The organism is Geitlerinema sp. PCC 7407, from assembly GCF_000317045.1.
Classification (GTDB): domain Bacteria; phylum Cyanobacteriota; class Cyanobacteriia; order PCC-7407; family PCC-7407; genus PCC-7407.
The window spans coordinates 4,518,983-4,544,632 of the sequence record NC_019703.1 but is presented as its reverse complement, the minus strand read 5'-3'; the positions used below and the strand labels follow the sequence as shown (position 1 = coordinate 4,544,632).

Sequence of the window (25,650 nt, the reverse complement as noted above, 5' to 3'; positions counted from 1 at the left end):
AGCTGGCCTACAAATTGTCGGCAAACAAATCGAGGGGCAGGTGCCCGAACATTTCGTTCACGTCCGTTTCTTCGGCTGACTGACAGGAGACCAGCACGCCCCGATGATGGCCGCTGTAGCCCTCTTGGTAGCAGAGACCGGTCTTGGGGTTGAACTTGAGGTAGAGGGGGGCCGCTGGGCCGCCGGTGGGCGTCGGGGCCGCGTAGCCGAGGGCCTGGGCGTAGCTGTACAGCGCCCGGTGGCCTTCGGCCTCGGTCTCGGCGCAGATCCCAAAGATCTGGTAGTCCGAGTGCTGGCCCACTTGCAAGAGGGCCTGACGGACCTGGGCCTTCTCGGTGGGGGCGGTGAGGACCTTGCCGGCAGTGCAGTTGAAGGTCCGCAGGAGGGCGATCGCCTCGGCCAGGGACAAGTCGGCGGAGCTGGGAAAAGCAGACATGACAGACAACACTTTTTGAAACAACAGGGCGATCGCCGCTAAAACTCAGCGCTCAGGGGCGATCGCGGGAAGGGGATCACGTCGCGAATATTGGTCATACCGGTCATGAACTGTACCAAGCGCTCAAAGCCGAGGCCAAAGCCCGCGTGGGGCACCGTGCCGTAGCGGCGCAGGTCGCGGTACCACCAATAATCATCCAAATTCAAGCCCTGGGCCTGAATGCGCTGCTCCAGCACGTCTAGGCGCTCTTCTCGCTGGGACCCACCAATGATTTCTCCCACCTTGGGCGCCAGCACATCCATGGCCCGCACGGTTTTGCCGTCGTCACTCAGGCGCATGTAAAACGCCTTGATCTCGGTGGGGTAGTCCGTCACGATAATGGGCTTTTTGAAATACTCTTCGGCCAGATAGCGCTCGTGCTCCGACTGCAAATCGAGGCCCCAGTGAACCGGATACTCAAACTGCCGATCGGTCTTCTCCAAAATGGCGATCGCCTCGGTATAGGTCAATCGGCCAAACTCACTGTTGATAATCTTGTCCGCCGTCTCCAGCACCGAGTTATCAATGCGCTCATTGAAAAACTCCATGTCCTCGGGGCAGCGCTCCAGGACCACCCGGAACACGTGCTTGAGGAAGGCCTCGGCCAAGTCCATGTCGCCTTCGAGGTCGCAGAAGGCCATCTCCGGCTCCACCATCCAAAACTCCGCCAGGTGACGGGAGGTGTTGGAGTTTTCGGCCCGGAAGGTGGGACCAAAGGTGTAGACATTGCCGAAGGCCATGGCCATGATTTCGGCTTCGAGCTGGCCGCTCACGGTCAAAAAGGCGCGGCGACCAAAGAAGTCTTGACTGAAATCAATGGCGTTTTGGTCATTGCGCGGCGGCTTCTCCAGATCCAGGGCGGTGACGGTAAACATTTCGCCCGCCCCCTCGCAGTCGCTGGCGGTGATCATGGGCGTGTGGACCCACAAGAACCCTCGCTCCTGAAAAAATTCGTGGATGGCCTGGGCGCAGGCGTTGCGCACCCGAAAGACGGCCCCGAGGGTGTTGGTGCGCGATCGCAGGTGGCCGATGGTGCGCAAAAACTCAAAGGAGTGGCGCTTTTTCTGCAAGGGATAGGTTTCGGGATCCGCTTCCCCATACACGGTGACGCTGGCAGCCTTGACCTCGATGCGCTGCCCTTTGCCCAGGGACGGCACCAAGACCCCCGTCACTTCCACCGATGCGCCGGTGTTGAGGCGTTTGACCAGGGTTTCGTAGTCCGGCAGACTCTGGTCCATCACCACTTGCACACTCTTCATGGCCGAGCCGTCGTTGACCTCCATGAAGGCAAAGTCTTTTAGCTCGCGCTTGGTGCGGACCCATCCCTGGAGGGTGACGGAGTCATCGGGCTGGCCATCTCGCAGAACGTCGGCAATGCGTCGCGTCGTCATAAAGCTATGGGGGTTGCAAAACGAATCAAGGAAACGCTGGGTATTTCGGGTATCCCAGTGTTTTTCAGTCTAGCGAGTTACCCTAGGCACACTGCACGCCAAGGGCGATCGCCCCTCGAACTAGCCCGAGCACGATCGCAGCAGCCAGCCCAGCACCACCCCCAGGCCGCCGTAGCGGACAATCTGCCAAAAGGGCTCGCGCACGCTGCGCCACGACAGCAGGCGGCTTTCGAGGGAGACTTCGAGCTGGGCCAGCTCTTGGTTAATGGTTTTGAGAGTGGCTTGCAGCTCGCGGGATCGATGGCGCTTGAGCGATCGCCGAATATCTGCCGCCTCTAGGGAAAGCTCGGTCTGGCGGTCCTGATCGCGCTGGACCTGCTCGTAGCGATCGCGCAGTCCCTGGACCTCTCGCTCCAGACGCTCCAGCGCCTGCTCAAAGGTTTCCTCGGACTCCGCCAGATCCTCCGGCAACCGAGACTCGTCAGGAGATTGATCCGGATTCGGGCGCTGCTCCATACCCCTTCCCCACTGCACGACGGCGCTGTTCGGCTAGTGTACTGTCTCCGGGCGATCGCCTCAATGCTTTCTCCCAGACCGCGATCGCCCCGCCATACCCCAAAGCGCCCCAGATCCGCTAGGCTTGCATACAGCAAGAGCGAAGCATTCACCGCCCGAGCAGCATCTGAGCACCATGCAGCCACTTCACACCCCCCTCAGCAGCCCCGCCAGCCAAGCCCTCCAGGACATCAGCACCCTAGAGCTGGCCCAGGCCCTCGCCGAGCGCCTCACCCTCACCGACGCAGACTGGCACCGCCTCAAGAGCAACCGCCCCGTGCGCGCCCGCGAGCAAGCCGCCATGGCCCTCGTCTACCTGCTCAAAGACCAGCCCGAAGAAGCCCTGCTGCGTCTCCAGCAGTCCGTTGGCTGGCTCGATCGCTCCATCTCCGCGCCGCCCTGCCCGAGCCACGGCACCAAAGCCCCCTCAGCGTCTGCTGACCTCTAGCGCACCTTGGGCACGCGGGCCGTGCCCCTGAGTTGCTTTCCCAGGCGCAATTGGGTACCATCCGTACTCCAGTGGACTTGGTCAAAAATCTGATGCAAGATAAACAGGCCCCGGCCGCACTCGCCCTCATGGTGAGGCAAGTGCTCATCAGCATCCGCCTGACAGCAAGCGGGTGGACTAAAGCCTGGACCTTGGTCCGAGATCACCCACCAATAGTGGTTTTCGGTTACTAAAAAATTGACCAGAACCGTTTTGCTGGGGTCGAGGTTATTGCCATGCTTGGCAGCGTTCACCAGCGCCTCCTGAAGGCCCAGACGAACCTCAGCTCGCCACGCTCGGGGAACTTCGGATAGCAACAGGTCTAGCACTGGGTACAGATACAGCGTAGACGCAAAACTGATGGTGCCCCATCGACGCCCAACTGGACGAGGTGCAAGGGAAATCACTTGTAGAACCCCGTAAGCTTACTGATAAAAGTGAGCGCGTGATAGTTTCGATGCCCGGTAGTGCCCCTAGCAACACAACTTTAGAAAATGCTGCGGACAATAAAAGCCGAATGAAACGCGAGACAGGACTCAGAAAGGGTCGGGATTAAAAATGCTGCTCTGTTGGAGTTCAGAGCTTACAAAGAAATCTGATTGAAAGGGATAAGGTGCGCTTTGGCACCCAAAATCAACTTGAATAGCTTTGGAAAAATCCAAGCAAAGGAGCTTGCGCAAGGCCGCGCTTTGTATTAACTTTAATCGTTTCTGGCCTTGGGTTTCAAGGGGGCAGACTCTTTTTGGATCAAGCGATTTGGCCAAAGCGTTTGCAGATTCAAGCTTCCAGGCACCTTTCTTTTCAGCTCTTCTCAGGGGCTCTGAGGCAGTCTTGGCCTTCTTTCGCGATCGCCCCGGTGCACCGGACGCGCTAGACCTGCTATCCCCATCCATGCACTTTCTTCATCGGGCGATCGCCCGCCCAAAAAGTACGGTAATCCAGCCCAGAGCGCGATTGAAGCGCCCCAAACCCCTGCACTACAATGAGCCTACGGCGCTTCCCCAGCAGCGCAGCCCCGTTGCCCTAACCTCACAGGACTGGTTGATCTGCCAGATTGCTGGGAAGACAGCCACTCATGTTTGTTCCCTTCATGCGCGGGCGAATTCGCGACGCAAGGATGCCAATGGGATTTTTTGACTCTGATATCGTTCAGCAAGAAGCCAAACAACTGTTCGAGGACTACCAGTCCCTCATGCAGCTCGGTGGCAGCTACGGAAAGTTCGATCGCGAAGGCAAAAAGCTCTTCATCGAAAAGATGGAAGACATGATGGAGCGCTATCGGATTTTCATGAAGCGCTTTGAGCTATCAGACGACTTCTCCGCCCAAATGACCGTCGAGCAGCTCAAGACTCACCTGGGCCAGTTTGGGCTGACCCCCCAACAAATGTTTGACCAAATGCATCAAACCCTAGAGCGGATGCGGGCCGAAGTCGAAAAGACTCCCTAGCCGCTTTTACCGTTCACCAGAACCTCGCTAGGGCTGTGGAAAGTCGGAAGCCGGACGGAATCGCTCCACCGGGACTCCTCGCAGGGCCTGGAGCATAAAGTCTCGCCAGATCGGCGCCACGAAGGTTCCTCCGGTTGCTCCATAGCCCAGAGGGCGGTAGTCATCGTTGCCCACCCAGACCGCCACCGAGAGCTGCGGCACATATCCCACAAACCAAATGTCTCGCTCTGAGGACGTCGTGCCTGTCTTGCCTGCTGCGGGCCGGTCAATGCGAGCGTTGGTTGCCGTACCGCGCGTGATCACCCCTTGCAGTACGTCATTCAAAGCAGCGGCAGCCCATGGATCGAGCACTAGCTGAGGAGATGGGGTATTGTCGAGCAGCACATTGCCCTGGCTATCGGTCACATAGGCAATGAAGGTCGTGTCTGAGTGCCAACCATTATTGGCAAAGGTCGCATAGGCGCCGGCCATCTCCATGGGGGTGAGGTCCACCGAGCCCAGAGGCAAGGAAACCACCGGATCCATAGGGCTCTTGATCCCCAGGGTGCGAGAAATCTCAATCACTTTGTTGAGGCCAACTTCTTGCCCCAGCTTGACCGCTGGAATGTTGCGGGACATTTCGAGGGCGCGCCGCAGGGTAATGCTGCCCATGAAGGAGCCATCGTAGTTTTGGGGCGAGTAGTAGCCGTATCCGTCGGGATAGCTGACCGGATTATCGCCAATGATGGAGTCGGGGCCGTATTTGCCGGAGGCAAAGGCCGCATAGTAAACGAAGGGCTTGAAGGCGGAGCCTGGCTGGCGCTGGGCCTGGATGGCTCGGTTGTACTGGCTTTCGCTGTAGTCGACACCGCCCACCATGGCTTTGACAAAGTGGGTGCGGGGATCAACTGCGGCGAGGGCAATCTGGTCTGCGTACAGTCCCTGAGCCCACATATTGTCGTGGGCGCGTCGGACGGTGTCTTCAGCGATGCGCTGTAGCTTGTAGTCGATGGTGGTCTGCACGCGCATCCCGCCTTTCATGACGGCGTCTTTGCCGAAGCGCTTGGACAGTTCCTGGACGACGGCTTCGGTGACGTAGGGGATCTCGCTGCGGCGGAAGGACGTGACTTGGCCGAGGCGAATGGGTTGCTTGCGGGCTTCGGCTTCTTCGGCGGACGAGATCCAGCCCAGCTCTCGCATGCGGCGGAGCACGACGGCTTGGCGCACCTTGGAGGTTTGGTAGCGATCGCTCGACACCTGGTAGTTGCCATCAAAGGGGCTATATTCCTCGGGCGCTTGGATAAAGCCAGCCATCATGGCCGCTTCCGCTAGGGTCAAGTCGCGAGAGGACTTATTAAAGTAGCTGCGCGCCGCGGTCTCAGCCCCGTAGGTGTTGTGCCCCCAGTAGACCTGGTTGAGGTACATCTCAAGGATTTCGTCCTTGGTGAAGACCTGCTCGAGACGCATGGACAAGATAGCTTCTGCGATCTTGCGGCTAATCGATTGCTCTGGGGTCAGGAAGAGGTTCTTCACCAACTGCATGGTGATGGTCGAGCCGCCCTCCACCGTGCGCCCCTGCTGTAGGTTGGCGACGAACGCCCGCGCGATGCCGCTGGGGTTGATGCCGTGGTGGGTAAAGAAATGGCTGTCTTCGATGGCCAGGACTGCCCGCTTGAGGTTCGGAGAGATCTCTTCGAGGGGGACCACATCCCGGTTGGCTTCATCGTGAATGCTGGCGAGGGGACGACCGTTGATGTCGTAGATATGGGTCGTCTCGTTGGGCACATAGCCCTGCAAAACGTGGACGTTGGGCAGGTTGCGCAGGCTAATGGCTAGACCCACAAGGCCCCCGGCCGCGACAGAACTGGCCAGCATTGTGATGCCGAGGAGCGTGCCGCCTGTGACCTTCGCCACACCTTGGAAAAAACCCGAGGTGGGTGCAGCAACCTCTCCCGACCGCTTCCCTTGAATGGTGTTAGACGACACGGCGATTCACTTCCTCAACAGTACTGAATTAGCGATACATTGATAAGGCTGCAGGCACTCTCAGGCCGCTCGCTGACCGAAGCTCTACGCTTGATGTTGGCGATGAGGTCGGTGCGGTTTTTGCCCCTATGTTAGGCTGCTTTGGCGATACTTGCACTTCGCGAGGTGAATGTTATTGATGCTAGGCCATGAAGTGGCCTTTCATTGAATAACGAAATCTCGATTTTTGTTTCCGTCACTGTAACTGACTCATCGACAGACTGGCAAAGCATGGTTGGCGAGGACCCCCAGACTCAGAATCTATCCAATCTTCAAGACTTCTCGGCGATCGCCCGGGGGGTGAGTGAAGTTTTTCCCAATCAGCCGGACTCCCAGGATCCGGCCGAGAATCTTCAGCAGCGTCTGCTCCAGAGCGATCGCCCTTTGCGGGTGAAGCTGGGGATCGATCCGACGGGCGCCGACATTCACCTCGGCCACAGCATCCCGGTGCGCAAGCTGCGCGCGTTTCAGGACGCAGGCCACACAGCGGTGCTGATTATCGGAGACTTCACGGCCCAAATTGGCGATCCCACGGGCAAGTCTGAGGTACGCCGTCACCTGACGCCCGAGGATGTGGCCAACAATGCCAAGACCTACCTGGATCAGGTGCGCCCAATTTTAGACTTTGACACGCCGGGGCGTCTAGAGATTCGCTACAACTCTGAGTGGCTCTCGTCCCTGGACTTGTCGAAGGTGTTGAACCTGCTGTCGACGATGACGGTGGGGCAGATGCTGGCCAAGGAAGGCTTTGCAGAGCGCTATGAGCGCGGCAATCCGATTTTCCTGCACGAGTTTTTGTACCCGCTGATGCAGGGCTACGACTCGGTGGCGATCGAGGCGGATGTGGAGCTAGGGGGCACGGACCAGAAGTTCAATATTGCGGTGGGGCGCGATCTCCAGCGCTACTTTGGCCAGCGGCCCCAGTTTGGCATGCTGATGCCGATTTTGCTGGGGACGGACGGTGTGCAAAAGATGTCTAAGTCCCTCAATAACTATGTGGGTCTGCGGGAAGACCCGCTGACGATGTACTCGAAGCTGGAGAAGACGCCGGACGCGCTGATCCCGCAGTACTTTGAGCTGCTGACCAGCCTGCCGCTGGAGGGTCTGCCTGACAATCCGCGCGATCGCCAAAAGCTGCTGGCTCTGGATGTGGTCACCCAGTATCATGGCCCCGAGGCCGCCCAGCAGGCCCAGCAGGCCGCCCTCGAGCTCACCCAGGGCCGCGCCCAAGAGGCCGAGGCAGTCCCCGAGTTTTCCCTGGGAGCGGTGGAGTTTCCGGCCAAGCTGTTCTTTATCTTGGGAGCCAGCGGGGTGTGCAGCAACAGCAGCGACGCCCGCCGCCAGATCCAAAATAAGGCGGTCAAGATTGACGGCGATCGCGTGGAGGATGTGAATCTCGTGGTCGAGAGCCCCGAAGCGCTGGTGGGCAAAGTCTTGCAAGTCGGCAAGAAGCGGTTTGTGCGTTTAGTGCCCTAGGGCAAGGAAGGAGCGCCTATGTCGTCCATGGCTGACCGAATCATTGTGCCGCTGGATGTGCCGACGGAGGCCGCGGCGATCGCCCTTCTCGATCGCCTGCCCCAGGTGGGCTTCTGGAAAGTGGGCCTAGAGCTCTTTGTCAGCAGCGGTCCCAGCATCCTGACCGTGCTCAAGGAACGCGACAAGCGAATTTTCCTCGACCTCAAGTTCCACGACATTCCCAACACCGTCAAAGGGGCCTGCCACGCTGCGGGCCGCTACGGCGTTGATCTGCTGACTGTCCACGCGGCCAACGGTAAAGAAGGCCTGCGCTGGGCCAAGGAAGCCGCAGAGGCAGGCGCCCTCGAAACGGGCGTTTTGGCGCCCCGGCTCCTGGCGATTACGCTGCTAACCAGCATCAACGCCCGCACCCTCGCCTTTGACCTGAAGGTGCCCCTGGAGCTGCCGGAGTATGTGCTCAATATGGCGCTGCTGGCCCAGGAAAGCGGCATCGATGGAGCGGTGTGCTCCCCCCAGGAGGTACAGCAGCTCCGCAGCATGTGCGAAAACGACTTTTTGCTGGTGTGTCCGGGGGTGCGGCCGAGCTGGGCCGAGACCGGGGACCAAAAGCGCACGATGACGCCTGCCGAAGCCGTCAAGGCGGGGGCCAACTACTTGGTGATTGGCCGACCGATCACGGCGGCGCCGGACCCGGCAGAGGCCTTCGGGCGGATCTGCGACGAGATGGCGTCGGTGTGACCGAGGAGCCGCGATGGGGCTGACCCAGTTTCCCAAAATCGGATGGCGGGCGATCGCCCTCTTGGCGACCGGGATCGTCGGGCACGCTCGGCCCACTGAGGCGATCGCGCCCCTGCTGGGTCCGCCGTCTCCCGCCGCCGCCGCCAATAACTCGCCCCAGGCCTGCCCCGACGACCTCGAGGCCCTGGTCGATCGCCTGGTGCCCAGCCTGCCGAGCTACGCCAACCGGGTCTTTCAGCGATCGCGCATTGATAACCCCGACTATCCCATTAGCTACGTGCTGGTGGCTGGACGCCCGGAGTTTGAGCCCCTGCCCCTGAGCCCGACCGCCGATCCCGGCGCGCCGGTCCCCAATGATCCACGCCAGGTATTTCTGACAACGCTGTCGCGCCAGTACGGCCCCAAGGGCCTGGTGCGTCTCCAGCAGTACCACTGGTTCTTTTTCACCCAGGCCGACGACGGCTGGCGCTTGGCGATGGCCTTTTCGCGCACGGGTTCCGGCCCAGGCCGCGATCGCCCGATTGCGCCGCCCCAGGACAGCAGCGACGGCGCGATCGCCCAAGCCGTCAAGCTCTGGCTGGCGGACTGCCGAGCTGGCAAAACTCCCTGATTCATCTTTAATTAATCTTCAAGCCTAGGCGCGCAGCTCATCTAGCTTCGATCGCACCAGCTGAATGTCCTGCCACATCAGCCACTTCGGGCTGCCTTTTTCGCGAGACGGATTTCGCAGCAGATAGGCCGGGTGCAAAATGGGCATGCACAGCCGTCCCTGCCACTCCATCCACTGGCCCCGAATCTTGGTGATGCCGCGTTTGTCGCCCGTGACGCCCTTCACCGCCGTGGCCCCCGTCAGCAAAATAATCTTCGGGTCCACCAGCCGAATCTGCTCCAGCAGGTAGGGCATGCAGGCCGCCATCTCCTCAGGCGTCGGCGTGCGGTTGCCGGGCGGGCGACATTTCACCACGTTGCAGATATAGACGTCGGTCTCGCTGTTGAGGCGCACCGACTCCAAAATTTTCTCCAGCAGCTGGCCCGCTTTCCCCACAAAGGGCTGGCCCGTTTCGTCCTCGTTCTGGCCCGGCCCCTCGCCCACGATCATGATCGGCGCCCGGGGATTGCCGCGACTGACCACGGCATGGGTCCGCGTCGCCCCCAGATCGCAGCGCTGGCACTGGCGACAGTGGGCAGCTAGGGGCTCCAGCGACTCATAGGTCCCTGGCGGAATCGGCACGCTGGCCCGCGTCGGAATGGCGTCTGGATCAAACCCTGCTGGCGGCGTCGCGCTCTCCGCACTACCGGCAAAGGTGGACAGTTCAAAGAGGTTGATTTGGTCGTCGGTAGACATAGGGCGAGCGTGGCGATAAACGCGGGACAAAGGCAGTGGGCTGAAAACAGGAAGCTCTATGGCCATTGTTTCGCAAATTGCAGCACTTCTCACCCCTCCCGCGAGGGTTTTGGCCTCAACCTTTTGCTGGACGAGCCCAAACCCTTGGGCCAAAAGCGGCCGATCGATTTTTCGAGGAGAGGCGATCGCACCCTTGAGCGGTCCTTGCTCAGACCCAATTCGGGAATCCCGCCCGAGACTGCCTAGCGATCGTCTAGCGAGGATGTCAAAATTGGGCTTGTCCGTTTTTGCCAGTGACACCATGTCCGCCATCTCCTCCGCGCCGTTTTCGCCCGAAGAAATTGCTGCTGAGGGCATCAAGCCCGACGAGTACGCAGAAATTGTGCAGCGTTTGGGCCGCCATCCCAACAAAGCAGAGCTGGGCATGTTTGGCGTGATGTGGTCCGAGCACTGCTGCTACAAAAACTCTCGGCCCCTGCTCAAGCAGTTCCCCACCACGGGCGATCGCATTCTGGTCGGTCCCGGCGAAAACGCAGGCGTTGTAGACCTCGGAGATGGCCTTCGCCTGGCCTTCAAGATTGAGTCCCACAATCACCCCTCTGCTGTTGAGCCGTTCCAGGGAGCGGCCACCGGCGTCGGCGGCATTTTGCGCGACATTTTCACCATGGGAGCCCGGCCGATCGCCGCCCTCAACTCTCTGCGCTTCGGCAAGCTCGAAGATCCACGCACCCGCCGCCTCTTCAGCGGTGTCGTGGAGGGCATCGCTCACTACGGCAACTGCGTCGGCGTCCCCACCGTGGGCGGCGAGGTGTACTTCGATGCCGCCTACTCGGGCAATCCTTTGGTCAACGCCATGGCCCTCGGCCTGATGGAGACCGAAGAAATCGTCAAATCCGGGGCGTCGGGCATTGGTAACCCCGTCCTTTATGTTGGCTCCACCACGGGGCGCGACGGCATGGGCGGCGCCAGCTTTGCCAGCGCCGAGCTGAGCGACGCATCCATGGACGATCGGCCCGCTGTGCAGGTGGGCGATCCTTTCTTGGAGAAGTCCCTGATCGAGGCGTGCCTGGAGGCCTTCAAAACGGGCGCGGTGGTCGCAGCCCAGGACATGGGCGCGGCGGGCATCACCTGCTCGACGGCTGAAATGGCGGCCAAGGGCGGCGTCGGGGTTGACTTTGATCTCGACAAGATTCCGGTGCGCGAAACCGGCATGGTCCCTTACGAGTACCTGCTGTCGGAGTCCCAGGAGCGGATGCTGTTTGTGGCGCACAAGGGCCGCGAACAGGAGCTGATCGACATTTTCCACCGCTGGGGTCTGCACGCGGTGGTCGCTGGCACGGTGATCGAGGAGCCCATCGTGCGGATTTGGTTTAAGGGCGAAGTGGCGGCTGAGATTCCGGCCACAGCGCTCTCGGACAACACGCCAATCTATCATCGGGAGCTGATGGCGGAGCCGCCAGCCTACGCCCAGGCGGCCTGGACCTGGACGAGCGATCGCCTGCCTGCGGCCAGCGCCGACGGCATTGAGCTGCCCGGTAGCGGCTCCCAGTCTTGGAGCGAGGTTTTGCTGAAGATGCTGGATGTCCCCAGCATCGCCTCCAAGCGCTGGGTTTATCGCCAGTACGACCACCAGGTGCAAAACAACACCGTCCTGCTGCCCGGCGGCGCCGATGCGGCGGTGGTGCGCGTGCGGCCCATTGATGCCGACACCAAAACCTGTCGGCGAGGCGTCGCGGCGACGGTGGACTGCAACCCGCGCTACGTCTACCTCGACCCCTACGAAGGCGCCAAGGCGGCGGTGGCCGAAGCCGCTCGCAACCTGAGCTGTGTCGGCTCGGAGCCCCTGGCCGTCACGGACAACCTGAACTTTGGCAGCCCCGAGAAACCCATTGGCTACTGGCAGCTGGCCGAGGCCTGCCGGGGTCTCGCTGAGGCCTGTGGCACCTTCCAAACGCCGGTCACGGGCGGCAATGTCTCGCTCTACAACGAAACCTTCGACAGCAACGGCCAGCCTCAGCCCATCTATCCGACGCCGGTGGTGGGGATGGTGGGCCTGGTGCCGGATATCGCCCAGGTGCGCGGCCAGAGCTGGCGAAATGAAGGGGATGGGATTTATCTGCTGGGCTGGCCGGTGGGCGAGGCGTCTGAGGGCCGCGTGACCCTGGGCGCTTCGGAGTACCTGGCGTCGCTCCACGACACGGTGGCGGGCCAGCCGCCCCGGATCGATGGCGATCTGGAGGTGCGGGTCCAGGCCGCCTGCCGAGAGGGCATTCGCCAAGGCTGGGTGCAGTCGGCCCACGATAGCTCCGACGGCGGCTTGGCGGTGGCCCTGGCTGAGTGCTGCATTGGCAGCGATCGCGGGGCCGAGATCCAGCTGGCGATCGCCGCTTCGGCAGCGGTGCGCTGGGACGAAGTCCTGTTTGGCGAAGGGGGCGCGCGCATCATCGTCTCGGTGGCGAGCGATCGCGCGGAGGCCTGGGAAACCTATCTAAAAGAGCAGCTAGGCGATCGCTGGCAGCGCCTGGGCACCGTCGGCAGCGCCAGCGGCTCTCTCCGCATTACCACCGCCGACAGCCACCCCCTCATTGACGCTAGGATCAAAGCCATGGCCGAGCAGTGGTCCAGCGCCATCGAGCGTCGCCTCGACCTGTAGCCTTGGGGGCCTCCAATCCTTGAACTGAAAGGCTTTTGCCCGCGATCGCCCGTCCCTCTGGCGATCGCGGGCGATCGGTTTTCCCCCTTGCCTCCCTGGCCCGAATGGTTGTTAATGAGGACATTAAGAAAGTCTTAACGACGGGTCCAACTGTGGATTGCAAGATTGAGATAGAGGCCTGTGGCGATCGCAGCCTGTATCCTCAGAAAGCCCACGCACCTTTTGTCGATACACCGGCTCCATACAGCCGCCCCAGGTCATTCTGGGCTGTCCAAACAGTCTCAGCGACCCCTTCGATCGCCGTCTTGCTCACCCAACTCTGCTGTTAGGAGCCAATCAGCCGCATGATTCCCCATTCTTCCCTATCCCCCGATACTCCGTCCTTCCCAGCCAGCAGCGATCTCGATTCCCTCGACCAGCGTCCCGACAAACCCGAAGAAGCCTGTGGCGTCTTCGGCCTCTACGCACCGGGTGAAAAAGTCGCTAAGCTCACCTACTTTGGACTCTTCGCGCTCCAGCATCGGGGTCAAGAATCGGCCGGAATCGCCACCTTCAAACTCGGCGAACCCGTGCGGCTCCACAAAGACATGGGCCTCGTTTCCCAAGTCTTCAGCGAAACCATCCTCAACGAGATGCCAGGCGACATGGCCATCGGCCATACCCGCTACTCCACCACCGGCTCCAGCCGCGTGGTTAACGCCCAGCCCGCCCTCGTCCAAACTCGCCTCGGAGAGCTGGCCCTCGCCCACAACGGCAACCTCGTCAACACCAGCGTTCTCCACCAAGAGCTTCAGAAAATCAACTGTGACCTGCTCACCACCACCGACTCCGAGCTAGTCGCCCGCGTGATCGGCGCCGAAGTCGACAGCGGCAAAGACTGGCTCGAAGGGGCCATCAGCGCCTTCAATCGGTGTCAGGGCGCCTTTAGCCTCGTCATCGGCACCCCCGAAGGCCTCATGGGCGTCCGCGACACCAACGGCATTCGCCCCCTCGTCATCGGCACCCTCGGCACCAATCCCAAGCGCTACGTCCTCTCCTCCGAGACCTGCGGCCTCGACATCATCGGCGCTGAGTACCTGCGCGACGTCGAGCCCGGCGAACTGGTGTGGATTACCGAAGAGGGCCTTGCCTCCTTCCACTGGACAAACCAGCCCCAGCCCCGCCTGTGCATCTTTGAGATGATCTACTTCGCCCGTCCCGACAGCGTGATGAGCGGCGAAAATCTCTATACCTACCGCACTCGCCTGGGCCGCCGCCTCGCCGAAGAGTCCCCCGCCGATGTCGACCTGGTGATGGCCGTTCCCGACTCGGGCGTCCCGGCCGCTATTGGCTTCTCCCAAGTCTCTGGCATCCCCTACGCCGAGGGCCTGATCAAAAACCGCTACGTGGGCCGCACCTTCATCCAGCCCACCCAGAAAATGCGTGAATCCGGTATCCGCATGAAGCTGAACCCGCTGCGGGACGTCCTCGAAGGCAAACGCATTGTCATCGTGGATGACTCCATCGTGCGGGGCACCACCAGCCGGAAAATCGTGAAGACCCTGCGCGATGCCGGGGCAACCGAGGTGCACATGCGCATTTCGTCGCCGCCGGTCACCCATCCCTGCTTCTACGGCATCGACACCGACACCCAAGACCAGCTGATCGCCGCCACCAAGAGTGTCCAGGAGATCGCCGAGCAGATCGGCGTTGATTCGCTGGCCTACCTGAGCTGGCAAGGTATGCTGGAGGCCACCAAAGAAGACACCACTCACTTCTGCTCGGCCTGCTTCACGGGGGATTATCCGGTTGCGATTCCTGACCCGATCAAGCGATCGAAGCTGGTCCTGGAAAAAGAGAAAGTCGCAACGCCCCAAAGCTAGGCTTCTCGCCAACCCAGCCTGCGGGTTAAGGCAGGCGAATCGCGGCGATCGCCCGTCCCATCCCCTGATCGAGCTTCTGCGGTCAGGGGATGTTGCGTTGGGCCGTGGTTGCTCGTTGCCGGATTGGAATCTCAATCACGAACTCCGCTCCCTGACCCGGCTCAGACTGACAGTAGAGTTTGCCGCCGTGCTTCTCGACAATCAGCTCATGGCTAATGGACAAGCCCAGCCCGGTCCCTTTACCCACGGGCTTGGTCGTAAAGAACGGCTCAAACAGTCGGTCTTTGATGGCTTCGTCAATGCCGGGGCCATTGTCAGCGATGCGAATGGCGATCGCATCTTCGCCCGCCATGGCGGTGGAAATGTGAATCCGCCCCGGCTCTCGGATGGCGCTTTCCGGAAATGCTGATTGGCTCGCTTCATCCAGCGCGTCGATCGCATTGGACAAAATATTCATCAACACCTGATTGAGCGGCCCCGCGTAGCACTCTACGGGCGGCAGCTGTCCATAGTCCTTGAGAACGGCGATCGCCCCATTGTCGGGCCGAGACTTCAGGCGATAGTGCAAAATCGTCAGCGTGCTGTCAATTCCTTCATGAACGTCGATGGGCTTAGGCCCCATTTCATCCACTCGCGAAAAAATCCGCATGGACTTGACGATATCGTGAATGCGCTGCGCTCCCACCGTGATCGAATGAAAAAGCTTGAGCAAATCATCTCGGACAAATTCTAGGTCGATCGCCGCTTGTTCAGCCTGGATTCGAGGCGTTGGATTAGGATAGTCAGCTTGATAAAGATTCAGCAGCCGAACAATATCCTCGATGTACTCTTGGGCATAGGAAAGATTGCCATAAATGAAATTCACCGGATTGTTAATTTCATGGGCAATGCCAGCGGCCATCTGACCAATACTCGACATTTTTTCACTCTGGATCAGCTGAAGCTGCATTTCCTTGAGATCGCCGTAGGCATGGCTAACTTCAGCGATTTTTTGCTCTAGCTGGGCATTTTTTTCTGTCAGGCTTTCTGACAGCTCTGCTAGCTTGAGATGCAGCTTGATGCGGACCAAAACCTCTTCTTGCTGAAATGGTTTTGTAATGTAATCTACGGCGCCCAAACGAAACCCTTCCACTTTATTTTCAGTGTCAGAAAGGGCCGTCATAAAAATGACTGGAATATGCTGAGTGGCTGGATTCGTTTTGAGGCGACGGCAGGTTTCAAAACCGTCAATTTCTGGCATCATCACATCCAGTAAGATCAAGTTCGGCAGGGCATACTCCACCCGATCCAGCGCAATTTTTCCGGATTGAGCCACCCAAACTTCTAGGCCCGCCTGATCGAGGGTATCTGACAAAACGCCCAGATTGGCGGGGTTGTCATCAACAATAAGAACGGTGGCAGGCTGATCAATGACTGGATTCATGGCGCTAGCTCTTGATCTAGGAGAATGATGCTTACTGATAGGACTGAATGAGGGCAAGAATGTCTCGATCTTGGAAGTTTTTGGCTAGCTGATGGATTTTCTGAGCAAAGGAAAGATAGCGAGGATCCATTTCCTCAATGAGCGCGGCTTGGCGAATAATGCCTTTAAAATTGCCCTTCATGGCCAGCTCATACAGGGCTTCTAATTCTGCCACTGGAGGTGCTACGAGAGCTGTGTCATTGCTTACGCCCTGAGGTTCCGGGATCTGCTCCTCGTAGATCCACGTTAGGTGCAGATGCGTTTGCAATTTTTTCAGCAACTCCGAGGCTAGGATTGGCTTTGCTAAAAAATCATTGCCTCCCGCTTCGGTGCTGCGGTACTGATCGGCCTCAAAAACGCTCGCCGAGGAAACAATAATAATTAGGTCTTTAAAGGCTTCTTCCTGGCGAATTTGGCGAATTAGCTCAAAGCCATTGATATCCGGCATGATGAGGTCTGTGATGACGAGATCGGGCTGGCGATCGCAGATTTTTTGCCAGCCTTCTTTGCCATTCACAGCTTCTGTGACTTCAAAGCCAATCGGTGTCAATAAATTGCTGATGACGGAGCGGTTTTCCCACTTGTCATCGACGACCAAGATTTTAGGCGTTCGATTTTGGATGCCAATAATTTGGCCATAGCGATCGGCTTGGGAGGTTTTGACCCATTCTTCTGCCTGCGGCAGCTCGACATCAAACCAAAAGATACTGCCGACATTGACTTCACTTTGCACCTGAATTTTGCTGCCCATCAGCTCGACGATTTCTTGGCTGATGGCTAAGCCTAGGCCCGTTCCCTCTGACTGCCGCAGCGCGTCGCTCACCTGCTCAAAGGGCTGAAAGATGGTCTGGAGTTTGTCATCGGGAATGCCAATGCCGGTGTCGCGAATGGAGAAGCGGATTTTGCCGGCGGTGGCGAAGCTGACGGTGAAGGTGACGCTGCCGGTGTCGGTGAATTTGATGGCGTTGCTGAGCAGGTTGATCAGGACTTGGCGCAGGCGCTTTTCGTCGGCTCGCACGCCCAAAGGCAGCTCGGGCGCGGCTTCATAGCAAAACTGAATGGCTTTGAGCTCTGCGCGAATGCGGCACATTTCGGCCACGCCTTGCAAAAAGGCGGGCAGGTGAAAGTCGCTGAGCAGAAGCTCGGTTTTGCGGGCCTCGATTTTGGAGAGATCGAGGATGTCATTGATGAGAGTCAGCAGGTGAGAGCCGCACTGGCGAATCACGTCGATGCGCGATCGGTCTTCTTCGCTGAGGGTTTTGGTGCGCTGCAAAATTTGGGCGTAGCCGATGACGCCATTGAGAGGCGTGCGCAGTTCGTGGCTCATGTTGGCCAGAAATTCGCTCTTGGCTCGATTGGCGGCTTCAGCGGCGTTTTTGGCTTCGGTGAGGGCGATCTCGGCTTGTTTGCGCTCGGTGATGTCGGTGTTGGCGCCGATCCACTCGCGGATGGTGCCGTCGGGGTTCAAGATGGGAATAGCGCGGCAAATCATATAACGATACTGCTCGTCGTGGCGGCGCATGCGGAATTCGACTTCGTAGGGCGATCGCTCGGCGACAGACGCGGACCACTGAGCGGCTACAGAGTCATGGTCGTCTGGATGGATGGCGCTCAGCCAGCCCCGGCCTCGGTAGGTGTCGAAGTCTTGGCCGGTGAACTGGCTCCAGCTGGCTTGTTCCTCGACGAGTTCGCCAGCGGCGCTGGCGGTCCAAATAATTTGGGCGGAGGCCTGCATGAGCGATCGAAACCGCTCTTCGCTCTGGCGCAAGGCTGCTTCTGTTTGCTTGCGATCGTGAATGTCGGTGCAGGTGCCCATCCAGCCGTAGATGGTGCTGTCGTCGGACGCGAGAATTGGCACGCCGCGCACCCAAACGTACCGATACTCTCCGGTGGGCGATCGCAGGCGATATTCGGTTTCGAAGACGCTTTTGGTCGCGACGGCTTGATTCCAGCGCTCGGTTGAGATTTCGCGGTCCTCAGGGTGGACTACGTCGACCCAGCCCCAGCCCTGGTACTCTTCGAGGGTTTGGCCCGTGTACGCTCGCCAAGTCGGCGAGTCTTCGATGACGCAGCCACTGGCGTCAGCAGTCCAAACGATCTGAGACGTTGCTGTGGTCAGGGAGCGGAATCTGGCTTCGCTTTGGCGCTGATCTTCGGCCTGCTGACGCCGGGTGTCAATTTTGCCGAGGGATCGGGCATTGAGCCAGATCAGCACGGCAAATACAATCACGTTCAGAACCGCCAAAAGCGATAGACCGACTTCTCCGCTGTAGAGCTGGCCGCGGTGACCCGCTAGGACCAGCCAGCTGAGAATCGGCGGGATACCCAACACGGGCAGGATGAGCTGCCTTGCCATCATGCCGCCAGCGTGGGAGCTGGTCAGGACATTCATGACGCCCCACGCCGGGTGGAGACCCAGGGTGCCCGTCGACAGGAGCAAAAAGGCGATCGCCGTATGGACCGCCATTTTTGTATAGGACCCAAAGCCATAAAACTCTTGGATGTCGTAGACGTAGCCCAAGAGGCCCAGGAAGGCAATAAAAAACGCAACGATCGCGAAGACTTGAATCCCAGCTCGCAGCAATCGCCGCTGGCTCAGCAGCAGCAGCGAAGACCCCAGCAGCAAAAAGTTCAGCGCCGTGTTGGCGGCCATGCGGCCCGGTGCAGAGGTGCCCACCGCTCCCGCCGACTCCCGAAAAAGCAGCTGATCAATGCCCAGATTCACACTAAACAGGTACTGAATGAGGGTCAGCAGCCCCAGGCCCAAGACGATCGCCGCCAAGATCTGGGCGTAGCGGCAGGAGCGACGAGTGCCTGAGGACAGCAGCCAGAGGCTTGTACCCCCCAGCACTAAACCGACTGCTGTGTTCGCCTTCATCGTCACCCAAGCCGGCGAAATGCTTTTGAGGGTTGGAATATCCAACAGCCATCCCAGGATCACGATCCCGCCAATCAAGATAACAAGGCCACTGGCTAGCTTGGCCCAGGCCCTGACCCAACCGAGTAACTGGTCAGACTCCGGCGCATGATTATTGATCAACGAACTCTCCACTTGGCCCCTCCATTTGGCTGCGACTTAGAAACGCAGAGGTGCAGAACCTGACAACCCTAGAAGGCGATCGCCCCCTCAACCGGCACCATGTCCAGAGATTCCCAGGCTATTTCCGGCCCCAGCCCGCAGTGGCGCAGCCTCCAGACCCCAGAGAAGTGTTTGACCGCCTCAGTCCTACCCAAGCAGTGCGCTCTGATCAGATTTGCTTGGACGTCTCCGCGTGGACAAGTCACCGTCTTTGCCCCCGATGTAGATCAGCTTCAGCGCTCTTTGAGGGGCTCTAAGCAGCCTTCGCCGATCCATCGCCCCCGCCACAGGCCATTAGCAGCGCGATTTTATAGCGAGATCGGGCAAAGTCCCGTAAATACCCTAGTTATCTTTAGCTATCCCGGTAAAGCCGCCTCAGAGCTAAAAATCACGGATCTTTGGCCCTCTCACAATCGACACCAATGCTGCTGTAGAAACAAGGAAAATGCCGGTGCCCCAGTGAAGTCAACAGCGTTGTGTCTTGCGTCTGGGTGCTACCATCGACGTTCTGTCTCTGCGTCACTTGCGGGCCTAGCCCTCAGCCCAACTGAGTCTCTGGGCGGACGGCGATCGCCCCCCAGTTCTGAGCGCTATGCTAGTGGCGAACGGTCACTCAACGGGCTTCCCTGGGCAGCAAGTATCCCCACCAAGCCTCCTCACCCGGTGGCCATTCCCATCATGAGTGCCAGATTTGCCGCCCTACTTGTACCCTTCTTCAGGTCCAAGGTGAAGTCCCCAGATTACCGATCCCTCAGCTCCGCACCCCCTCGAGCCCTCGTCACTTCTCGGCACAACGTCCGGCTCGTGAGCCTGCGCGTCAAGCTACTCCTGGGGTTCACCCTGGTCTTCAGCATCGCCTTTGCTGGAGCCTTCTACTGGTTCTACAGCTTCACCACTGACCACGCCATTGCTCGACTGCGCAAGGACATGGCCTCCACCCTGAGCGGGGCCGTCCAAGGCGTCAACGTAGAAGAACTCATGGCCCTCTACCGAGAGGGCGAAGCCAACGCCGCCGGTTTCTCCGATGACCCACGCTATCGGCGTCAGCTCGAATGGTTTGACACCGTTCACCGCATTGAGCAGCGGGCCTGGCTGTACTCCTTCGTCGTCGATCGCCCCCAAAACCTCCGGCGCATCGGCCCACCCGCCGTCGGCCCCGAGTACCAAGAAGCCGTCTACATCGTCGACCTGTGGGCCAAATACAACCCCGCCAAAGCCGCCCGCTTTCTGCAATCCGATGTTGCTAGCTCCGTTGCGCGCCTGGTCCTCGAAAAAGATCGCGTCATGGAGCAAAGCAGCATTTACGACGATAGCTGGGGAACCTGGATTTCAGCCTTTGCGCCCCTCAAGGACTCCACTGGCAGGACCGTCGCCATCCTGGGCCTCGACATCGAAGCTGACTATATCCGAGAGGTCCAGCGGGCCATTCTCAAACAGGTCATTGTGGCGTTCTTGGTCGGCTATGCAGCCCTATTTTCCCTGCTGTATGTCTTCTCGGGGGTCCTGACCCGCCGCCTCAGCGGCCTCACCTATGCCGCCCAGCGCATTGCCGCTGGCGACTACGACAGCACCATTCCCTTCAAGACTTCGGGGCGCTTGGTTGACGAGATGAATATCCTCGCCCAAGCCTTCACGAGCATGATTCATTCCATTCGCATTCGCGAGCAGCTAATCCAGGAAGGCCAGCAAGTCGCCAAACAGATTCGCCATGCCCTGCAAGAGGAGCGAGAACTCAATGAGCTCAAGTCTCGCTTCATTGCGATGGTGTCCCATGAAGTGCGCACGCCGCTGACGGTGATTCGCACCTCAACAGAGCTGCTGGACTGCTATGGAGATGTGGCCCCAGCTGAAAAGCGTCAGGAGTACTTTTTGCGGATTCGCAGCGCAGTTCGCCACATGACTCAGCTGATGGAGGATGTGCTGACGATTGGCAAGGCAGAGGCCGGCAAGCTGGATTTTCATCCAAGCTGGATCGATGTGGAGCAGTTTTGCCAGGACATTTTGGAAGAGGTGCAGCTGGGCTTTAGCGATGGCCATGTGCTGGAGTTTATTCCCTATGGCAACTGCCACCAGGCCAAGCTGGACAAAAAGCTGCTGCGATCGATTTTGACCAACCTCCTCTCCAATGCGCTGAAGTACTCGCCGCCGGGCAGCACCATTCGTCTGCTGCTGTCTTGCAGTCCGACCCTGATCGAGTTCACCGTCCACGATGAGGGAATCGGCATTCCCCTCAAAGACCAGCCGCGCCTGTTTGAGCTGTTTCACCGGGCAAGTAATGCAACCACGATCCGAGGAACGGGCCTGGGGCTCGCGATCGTGCGTCAGTGCGTGGTGAGTCACCGCGGAGATATTTCGTTTCGCAGCGAGGAAGGGGTCGGGACGACCTTTGTGGTGCGACTGCCGGTGGCCCCAGACGCTACCTCTGCCGATGCCAGGATGGCGCCAAGCACTGGCGGCTAGGCTCGCCCCAGCCAACAAAATCTGTCCGTAGTTTAGCGGAGGGAACAGACGGAAAGTGGGCGATCGCACGGACATCACTTTTTCTGACGGTCAATTCCTGCTAGATTACGCTGGTGCCCTGACGTAATCGAATTGATTACACCGATCAGTTTATTTCTTTTTTCAATTGTGTTTTTACGGACTGCAGCGTTCTTTTTGATCGAGCAGTGCAGTCATCCCTTATTTTTTGATTGCTTTGACTAACGAGGTCAATGAGCCAAGCCTCGTATTTTTGCTGAATTCTTTTTTATTCTTATCAAGAAATATCTTGATACTGAGTCCCCAATGGATTCACATCAAGACTCTTTAAAGAGAATCTAAGGCGCGCTAAAATCACGCGCTGATTGGGGCACGCTGAACACTAGTCAGGTAAAAATCAGCGTCATCTTGCCATGAACCGTTTCTTGTCTTCCACAGCCATTATCAATGCCAGCGTCGGAGCTGTTCTGTTTGCGCTTTTAATGAGTGCTGTGCTTCCGGTTCATTTTTCTGTGGAAGGGCTGCAAGCCAAAAATCCCGGCTGTGTGCCTGAAATTCATCCTGACTGTCCCAAGTCTTAAGCTTCCGCAGCCAGCTCGGGAATTTCGGAAAGAGTCCCAAACTTTTTTTGATGCGCCTTTTGACGCGCTGCCCTTGCCAAGAAACGGGGGCAATCTGCGATCGCCCTAGCCCGATCGAACTGTCGATAAGATGCGATCGCAGATTGCCTTGCTACTCACAAATTTTGCTATTGCAGGCTTTCGTAGCGCCACGGAGCCGGATCAACGGCTTGGCCATTGACGTAGAGGCCCCAGTGTAGGTGCGGGCCGGTCGATGCGCCCGTGGACCCGACCGCTCCGACGACTTGACCAGCGCGGACCATGTCGCCTTCTTTGACATCGATACGGCTGAGGTGGATAAGAATGCTGAGCACCCCCTGACCGTGGTCGATGCCAACGGTATTGCCATGAATTTCAAAGCCGTCTGCTTCGCGGCCAACGAGGGCGACCCGACCCGCAGCGGGTGCCACAACGGGAGACCCCTGAGCGCCGCCATAGTCCACGCCCCGGTGGTAGTAGTCTTCGGCAAAATCGCCGTTGTAGTAGCGCCGCACGCCAAAGACGGTGGTCACTTCGCCCTGGTTGGGCCGCGTGAAGGGGCCATTCCAGAATTTTTGGGGGGAGACGGTGGCCTTGAAGGCGTCTACAAGGTCAAATTCGCGATCGGTTCCTTCCAGGTCGTCTTTGCCGGGGGGCAGCCAGATGCTCTGGGTGGGGAAGCTGCGGTTTTTGACCCACACCGCCAGATTGCGCGTTTCGCCTTCGCCACTGATGCGAACGGTGCGGGCGCCCGGGGCGTCTAGGGGGGTGGTGGGCAAAAAGGCCCGGTAGCGCTGGGGCGCGATTTCAAAAACGGGGTAGGTCTTGTCGTTGACGGTGACGCTGGGGGGGTCGCTGACTTGATCGGTTTGGATCAGCACGGAGATGGTGTCTCCGAGTTCGGGCTGTTCGGGCTTGATCTGGACTTCGAGGGCCTGGGCGGGCAGGGTGGCGGTCAGGCCGACGGCAGCGCCCAGCAGGGTGCCGAGCCAAGGGCGCTGAGCCGCGAAGGGTGTGGAGGAAGGAGCGACAGTCATGAATGCTTTCCGCTGCGAATGGTTTGGCCGTGGACATAGACTATCGCTTTGGGCGATCGGTTTCCAAGGGTCTGGCTGAGGGGCGATCGCGCCGGGTCTGGGGGACAATAAGCAATTGAAAGGCTGGTGGCTGCGGCTGCCAGCGCAATTGTTTTGATGCAAACCCTGTGGATGGAGGGCGCTGGCGTGGATTCTCCGGTGGTTTCGGTGGCGTGGTTGGCAGAGCATTTGAATGATCCGCAGGTGGCGATCGCCGATTGCCGCTTTTCGCTAATGCAGCCAGAGCTGGGGCGCCAGCAGTATGAGGCGGGCCATATCCCGGGGGCGCACTATTTTGATCTCAATCAAGATTTGTCATCGCCGGTCCAGCGCCACGGCGGTCGGCACCCCTTGCCCGATCCAGAGGCGATCGCCGCCAAGCTCTCGGCCTGCGGCATCACCTCCGAAGGCCCTAGCCCCACGCTGATCGTGGCCTACGATGATTCTCGCTTTGCCTTTGCGGCGCGCTTTTGGTGGCTGCTGCGCTACCTGGGCCACGCTCAAGTGGTCGTTCTCGATGGCGGCTTTCAGGCCTGGCAGGATGCTGGATACCCTGTCTCTACGGAGCGCCCCTCAGCTCAGCCAGGCGTCTTTGTGCCGCGACCCCGGGCCGAGATGCTGGTATCCAAGCAAGAAGTAGAGGCGCGCAAGGATCAGCCGGGGGTGGTGCTGGTGGACTCGCGGGAGGGCGATCGCTACCGAGGCGAGCGGGAGCCCATTGATCCGATCGCGGGCCATATCCCGGGGGCCGTCAACTACCCCTGGCAAGCGGTCTCCGACGCCCAAGGCTGTGTGCTGCCGGTCGAGGAGCAGCGCCGCCGCTGGGCTGAGGTGCAACCCGCCCAAGAAATTCAGGTTTATTGCGGCTCTGGCGTCACGGCCTGCGTCAACTTGCTGTCTCTGGAGCTGGCAGGCCTGACGGGCAAACTGTACGCCGGGAGCTGGAGTGACTGGTGCTCCTACCTGGTTCTAGACGCGGCGGCTGAAGAATAGACTGCTTTTGGCCGTCGGGGCCACGAGAGAGCGTCGCCTAGAGCGCTTTGACTAGCTGCGCAGGGTGACGCTCCCACACCTACGTGTCTGGGAACGGGGAATCTCCAGCGATACGCGCAGCGCTAGCTGGATGAGCGTCAATCCAAGAGAGGTGCGGGCTTCTCAGGCATTCCAAAAAACGCGTAGAACTTCCTGGGAGGTATCATCAGAAGCCTCCGAGAGACCCCGCCGTTTCAGGGCGGGGAGGGATAGGAGCGGCAATTGAGCAGGGCTCGATGCCCTCGAAATTGCCATTAGAGTCTGTGGTTTTCACAGTAGAAATGTTAGAACGTGAGACATGGAAAAAGCCTTCAGCTACCGGTTCTATCCCACCTTCGAGCAAGAAAATCTCTTGCGTCGGACACTGGGCTGTGTTCGGCTAGTTTACAACCGAGCCCTGGCAGAACGGACTGAAGCTTGGTATGAGCGACAAGAGAGAATCGGCTATGCCGAGACCTCTTCGAAGCTGACGGAGTGGAAAAAGCAAGAAGACCTCCAGTTTCTCAATGAAGTAAGCAGCGTTCCTCTTCAGCAGGGACTGAGACATCTGCAAACGGCTTTCACTAACTTCTTTGCCGGTCGGACAAACTATCCGAACTTCAAGAAGAAGCGCAATGGTGGCAGTGCAGAGTTCACAAAGTCTGCTTTCAAATGGAAACAGGGTCAGGTGTTTCTGGCTAAAAGCCCAGAACCATTGAACATTCGATGGTCCAGGCGGATTCCCGAGGGGGCTGAGCCCTCCACGGTGACTGTACGACTGAACCCGTCTGGTCAGTGGTACATCAGCCTCCGCTTTGACGATCCTCGGAATCTCACACTGGAGGCTTCTAACCAGTCGATTGGGGTGGACGCTGGGATTACCAGCTTGGTCGCCCTGAGTGACGGGGAAAAGGTCGCCAATCCCAAGCACTTTGACCGGCATTACCGACGACTTCGCAGAGCCCAAAAGTCCCTGAGTCGCAAGCAAAAGGGCTCTCGCAATCGAGACAAAGCTCGACTCAAGGTATCGCGGATTCACCAGCAGATTTCTAATTCCCGAGAAGACCATCTTCACAAGCTGACGACTCGACTGATTCGTGAAAACCAAACGATCGCGGTCGAGACGCTGGCGGTGAAGAACATGGTCAAGAACCCCAAGCTCTCCCGCGCCATTAGCGATGCGGGTTGGGGTGAGCTGATTCGCCAACTGGAGTACACGGCCCTGTGGTATGGGCGAGAGTTGGTGAAGATCGATCGCTGGTTTCCCAGCTCTAAGCGCTGCGGGAGCTGCGGCCATGTCGTAGAGCGATTGCCGCTGAGCATTCGAGAGTGGGATTGTCCGAAGTGTGGCAGTCACCATGATCGGGATGTGAACGCAGCAAAAAACATCTTGGCGGTGGGACACACCGTGTCAGTCTGTGGAGCGACTGTAAGACCAGAAGGGAGCAAGTCCCGGAAGGCGGGTGCTAGGAAGCAGAAACCCAAGTCGTGAGGTTTGGGAATCACCGTGGG

The 25,650-nt window shown here is 59.2% G+C and carries 20 protein-coding genes; 11 read left to right on the top strand and 9 right to left on the bottom strand.

Annotated features, from left to right (window positions below; translation table 11 throughout):
- Positions 1-7: 7 nt before the first annotated feature.
- The 3 genes from GEI7407_RS18560 to GEI7407_RS18550 all read right to left on the bottom strand — a co-directional run bounded on the left by GEI7407_RS18560 (position 8) and on the right by GEI7407_RS18550 (position 2,382).
- On the bottom strand, positions 8-436 hold the full coding sequence (locus GEI7407_RS18560; protein WP_015173756.1) for a DUF1824 family protein: 429 nt from the start codon (positions 434-436) through the stop codon (positions 8-10).
- Between the two features lie 38 nt (positions 437-474).
- Positions 475-1,866 carry an asparagine--tRNA ligase gene (gene asnS, locus GEI7407_RS18555; RefSeq protein WP_015173755.1) on the bottom strand — a complete coding sequence of 464 codons (1,392 nt, stop codon included), beginning with the start codon at positions 1,864-1,866 and terminating at the stop codon, positions 475-477.
- Positions 1,867-1,986: 120 nt separating this feature from the next.
- Positions 1,987-2,382, bottom strand: coding sequence for a hypothetical protein (locus GEI7407_RS18550; protein ID WP_015173754.1), 396 nt, complete (start codon positions 2,380-2,382; stop codon positions 1,987-1,989).
- 175 nt (positions 2,383-2,557) lie between these two features.
- On the opposite strand from GEI7407_RS18550, the gene GEI7407_RS18545 reads away from it, so the two are divergent.
- Positions 2,558-2,869 carry a DUF6439 family protein gene (locus GEI7407_RS18545; protein WP_015173753.1) on the top strand — a complete coding sequence of 104 codons (312 nt, stop codon included), beginning with the start codon at positions 2,558-2,560 and terminating at the stop codon, positions 2,867-2,869.
- On the opposite strand, the gene GEI7407_RS18540 is transcribed toward GEI7407_RS18545, so the two are convergent.
- On the bottom strand, positions 2,866-3,315 hold the full coding sequence (locus GEI7407_RS18540) for an anti-sigma regulatory factor (protein WP_015173752.1): 450 nt from the start codon (positions 3,313-3,315) through the stop codon (positions 2,866-2,868). The two genes, GEI7407_RS18545 and GEI7407_RS18540, sit on opposite strands and share 4 nt — an antisense overlap.
- A gap of 716 nt (positions 3,316-4,031) precedes the next feature.
- On the opposite strand from GEI7407_RS18540, the gene GEI7407_RS18535 reads away from it, so the two are divergent.
- A complete protein-coding gene (locus GEI7407_RS18535) occupies positions 4,032-4,355 on the top strand; it encodes a DUF1825 family protein (protein WP_015173751.1) in 324 nt (107 codons plus the stop codon).
- 27 nt (positions 4,356-4,382) lie between these two features.
- Here GEI7407_RS18535 and GEI7407_RS18530 read toward each other — a convergent pair whose 3' ends face one another.
- Positions 4,383-6,320 carry a transglycosylase domain-containing protein gene (locus GEI7407_RS18530; protein WP_015173750.1) on the bottom strand — a complete coding sequence of 646 codons (1,938 nt, stop codon included), beginning with the start codon at positions 6,318-6,320 and terminating at the stop codon, positions 4,383-4,385.
- A gap of 270 nt (positions 6,321-6,590) precedes the next feature.
- Here GEI7407_RS18530 and tyrS point away from each other — a divergent pair, with 270 nt between their 5' ends.
- Genes tyrS through GEI7407_RS18515 form a run of 3 tightly spaced genes read left to right on the top strand, consistent with a single transcriptional unit; the run spans position 6,591 to position 9,183 of the window.
- Positions 6,591-7,835 (top strand): tyrosine--tRNA ligase, encoded by a 1,245-nt coding sequence (gene tyrS, locus GEI7407_RS18525; protein ID WP_015173749.1) that lies wholly within the window; start codon positions 6,591-6,593, stop codon positions 7,833-7,835.
- An 18-nt stretch (positions 7,836-7,853) separates the two neighbouring features.
- Positions 7,854-8,573 carry an orotidine-5'-phosphate decarboxylase gene (gene pyrF, locus GEI7407_RS18520; RefSeq protein ID WP_015173748.1) on the top strand — a complete coding sequence of 240 codons (720 nt, stop codon included), beginning with the start codon at positions 7,854-7,856 and terminating at the stop codon, positions 8,571-8,573.
- A 13-nt stretch (positions 8,574-8,586) separates the two neighbouring features.
- Positions 8,587-9,183, top strand: coding sequence for a hypothetical protein (locus tag GEI7407_RS18515; protein ID WP_015173747.1), 597 nt, complete (start codon positions 8,587-8,589; stop codon positions 9,181-9,183).
- A 24-nt stretch (positions 9,184-9,207) separates the two neighbouring features.
- Here the strand turns inward: GEI7407_RS18515 and GEI7407_RS18510 are convergent, their stop codons facing one another.
- The gene (locus GEI7407_RS18510) at positions 9,208-9,918 is read right to left on the bottom strand and encodes a uracil-DNA glycosylase family protein (protein WP_015173746.1); all 711 of its coding nucleotides are present in this window, start codon (positions 9,916-9,918) and stop codon (positions 9,208-9,210) included.
- 301 nt (positions 9,919-10,219) lie between these two features.
- Here GEI7407_RS18510 and purL point away from each other — a divergent pair, with 301 nt between their 5' ends.
- Both purL and purF read left to right on the top strand, forming a co-directional pair.
- Positions 10,220-12,571: a phosphoribosylformylglycinamidine synthase subunit PurL gene (gene purL, locus GEI7407_RS18505; protein WP_015173745.1), complete on the top strand. Its 2,352-nt coding sequence runs from the start codon at positions 10,220-10,222 to the stop codon at positions 12,569-12,571.
- Positions 12,572-12,915: 344 nt separating this feature from the next.
- Complete coding sequence (purF, locus tag GEI7407_RS18500; RefSeq protein WP_015173744.1) at positions 12,916-14,433, top strand: amidophosphoribosyltransferase; 1,518 nt, start codon at positions 12,916-12,918, stop codon at positions 14,431-14,433.
- An 82-nt stretch (positions 14,434-14,515) separates the two neighbouring features.
- On the opposite strand, the gene GEI7407_RS18495 is transcribed toward purF, so the two are convergent.
- Entirely contained in the window at positions 14,516-15,856 is a 1,341-nt protein-coding gene (locus tag GEI7407_RS18495) for a sensor histidine kinase (RefSeq protein WP_015173743.1), read from the bottom strand.
- 31 nt (positions 15,857-15,887) lie between these two features.
- The gene (locus GEI7407_RS19785) at positions 15,888-18,947 is read right to left on the bottom strand and encodes a PAS domain-containing hybrid sensor histidine kinase/response regulator (protein WP_015173742.1); all 3,060 of its coding nucleotides are present in this window, start codon (positions 18,945-18,947) and stop codon (positions 15,888-15,890) included.
- Between the two features lie 753 nt (positions 18,948-19,700).
- Here GEI7407_RS19785 and GEI7407_RS19780 point away from each other — a divergent pair.
- Entirely contained in the window at positions 19,701-21,434 is a 1,734-nt protein-coding gene (locus GEI7407_RS19780; RefSeq protein WP_223294452.1) for a HAMP domain-containing sensor histidine kinase, read from the top strand.
- 431 nt (positions 21,435-21,865) lie between these two features.
- Positions 21,866-22,033: a hypothetical protein gene (locus tag GEI7407_RS21500; protein WP_190274157.1), complete on the top strand. Its 168-nt coding sequence runs from the start codon at positions 21,866-21,868 to the stop codon at positions 22,031-22,033.
- Positions 22,034-22,200: 167 nt separating this feature from the next.
- Here GEI7407_RS21500 and GEI7407_RS18480 read toward each other — a convergent pair whose 3' ends face one another.
- The gene (locus tag GEI7407_RS18480) at positions 22,201-23,088 is read right to left on the bottom strand and encodes a M23 family metallopeptidase (protein WP_015173740.1); all 888 of its coding nucleotides are present in this window, start codon (positions 23,086-23,088) and stop codon (positions 22,201-22,203) included.
- Positions 23,089-23,244: 156 nt separating this feature from the next.
- Between GEI7407_RS18480 and GEI7407_RS18475 the strand changes: the two genes are divergently transcribed.
- Both GEI7407_RS18475 and GEI7407_RS18470 read left to right on the top strand, forming a co-directional pair.
- Positions 23,245-24,120, top strand: coding sequence for a sulfurtransferase (locus tag GEI7407_RS18475; RefSeq protein WP_015173739.1), 876 nt, complete (start codon positions 23,245-23,247; stop codon positions 24,118-24,120).
- Positions 24,121-24,457: 337 nt separating this feature from the next.
- A complete protein-coding gene (locus GEI7407_RS18470) occupies positions 24,458-25,630 on the top strand; it encodes an RNA-guided endonuclease TnpB family protein (RefSeq protein WP_015173738.1) in 1,173 nt (390 codons plus the stop codon).
- Positions 25,631-25,650 lie beyond the last annotated feature (20 nt).

Coding starts and splice junctions, on each gene's coding strand:
- GEI7407_RS18560 (WP_015173756.1), bottom strand. CDS start 436: ATGTCTGCTTTTCCCAGCTCCGCCGACTTGTCCCTGGCCGAGGCGATC.
- asnS (WP_015173755.1), bottom strand. CDS start 1,866: ATGACGACGCGACGCATTGCCGACGTTCTGCGAGATGGCCAGCCCGAT.
- GEI7407_RS18550 (WP_015173754.1), bottom strand. CDS start 2,382: ATGGAGCAGCGCCCGAATCCGGATCAATCTCCTGACGAGTCTCGGTTG.
- GEI7407_RS18545 (WP_015173753.1), top strand. CDS start 2,558: ATGCAGCCACTTCACACCCCCCTCAGCAGCCCCGCCAGCCAAGCCCTC.
- GEI7407_RS18535 (WP_015173751.1), top strand. CDS start 4,032: ATGGGATTTTTTGACTCTGATATCGTTCAGCAAGAAGCCAAACAACTG.
- tyrS (WP_015173749.1), top strand. CDS start 6,591: ATGGTTGGCGAGGACCCCCAGACTCAGAATCTATCCAATCTTCAAGAC.
- pyrF (WP_015173748.1), top strand. CDS start 7,854: ATGTCGTCCATGGCTGACCGAATCATTGTGCCGCTGGATGTGCCGACG.
- GEI7407_RS18515 (WP_015173747.1), top strand. CDS start 8,587: ATGGGGCTGACCCAGTTTCCCAAAATCGGATGGCGGGCGATCGCCCTC.
- GEI7407_RS18510 (WP_015173746.1), bottom strand. CDS start 9,918: ATGTCTACCGACGACCAAATCAACCTCTTTGAACTGTCCACCTTTGCC.
- purL (WP_015173745.1), top strand. CDS start 10,220: ATGTCCGCCATCTCCTCCGCGCCGTTTTCGCCCGAAGAAATTGCTGCT.
- purF (WP_015173744.1), top strand. CDS start 12,916: ATGATTCCCCATTCTTCCCTATCCCCCGATACTCCGTCCTTCCCAGCC.
- GEI7407_RS18495 (WP_015173743.1), bottom strand. CDS start 15,856: ATGAATCCAGTCATTGATCAGCCTGCCACCGTTCTTATTGTTGATGAC.
- GEI7407_RS21500 (WP_190274157.1), top strand. CDS start 21,866: ATGAACCGTTTCTTGTCTTCCACAGCCATTATCAATGCCAGCGTCGGA.
- GEI7407_RS18480 (WP_015173740.1), bottom strand. CDS start 23,088: ATGACTGTCGCTCCTTCCTCCACACCCTTCGCGGCTCAGCGCCCTTGG.
- GEI7407_RS18475 (WP_015173739.1), top strand. CDS start 23,245: ATGCAAACCCTGTGGATGGAGGGCGCTGGCGTGGATTCTCCGGTGGTT.
- GEI7407_RS18470 (WP_015173738.1), top strand. CDS start 24,458: ATGGAAAAAGCCTTCAGCTACCGGTTCTATCCCACCTTCGAGCAAGAA.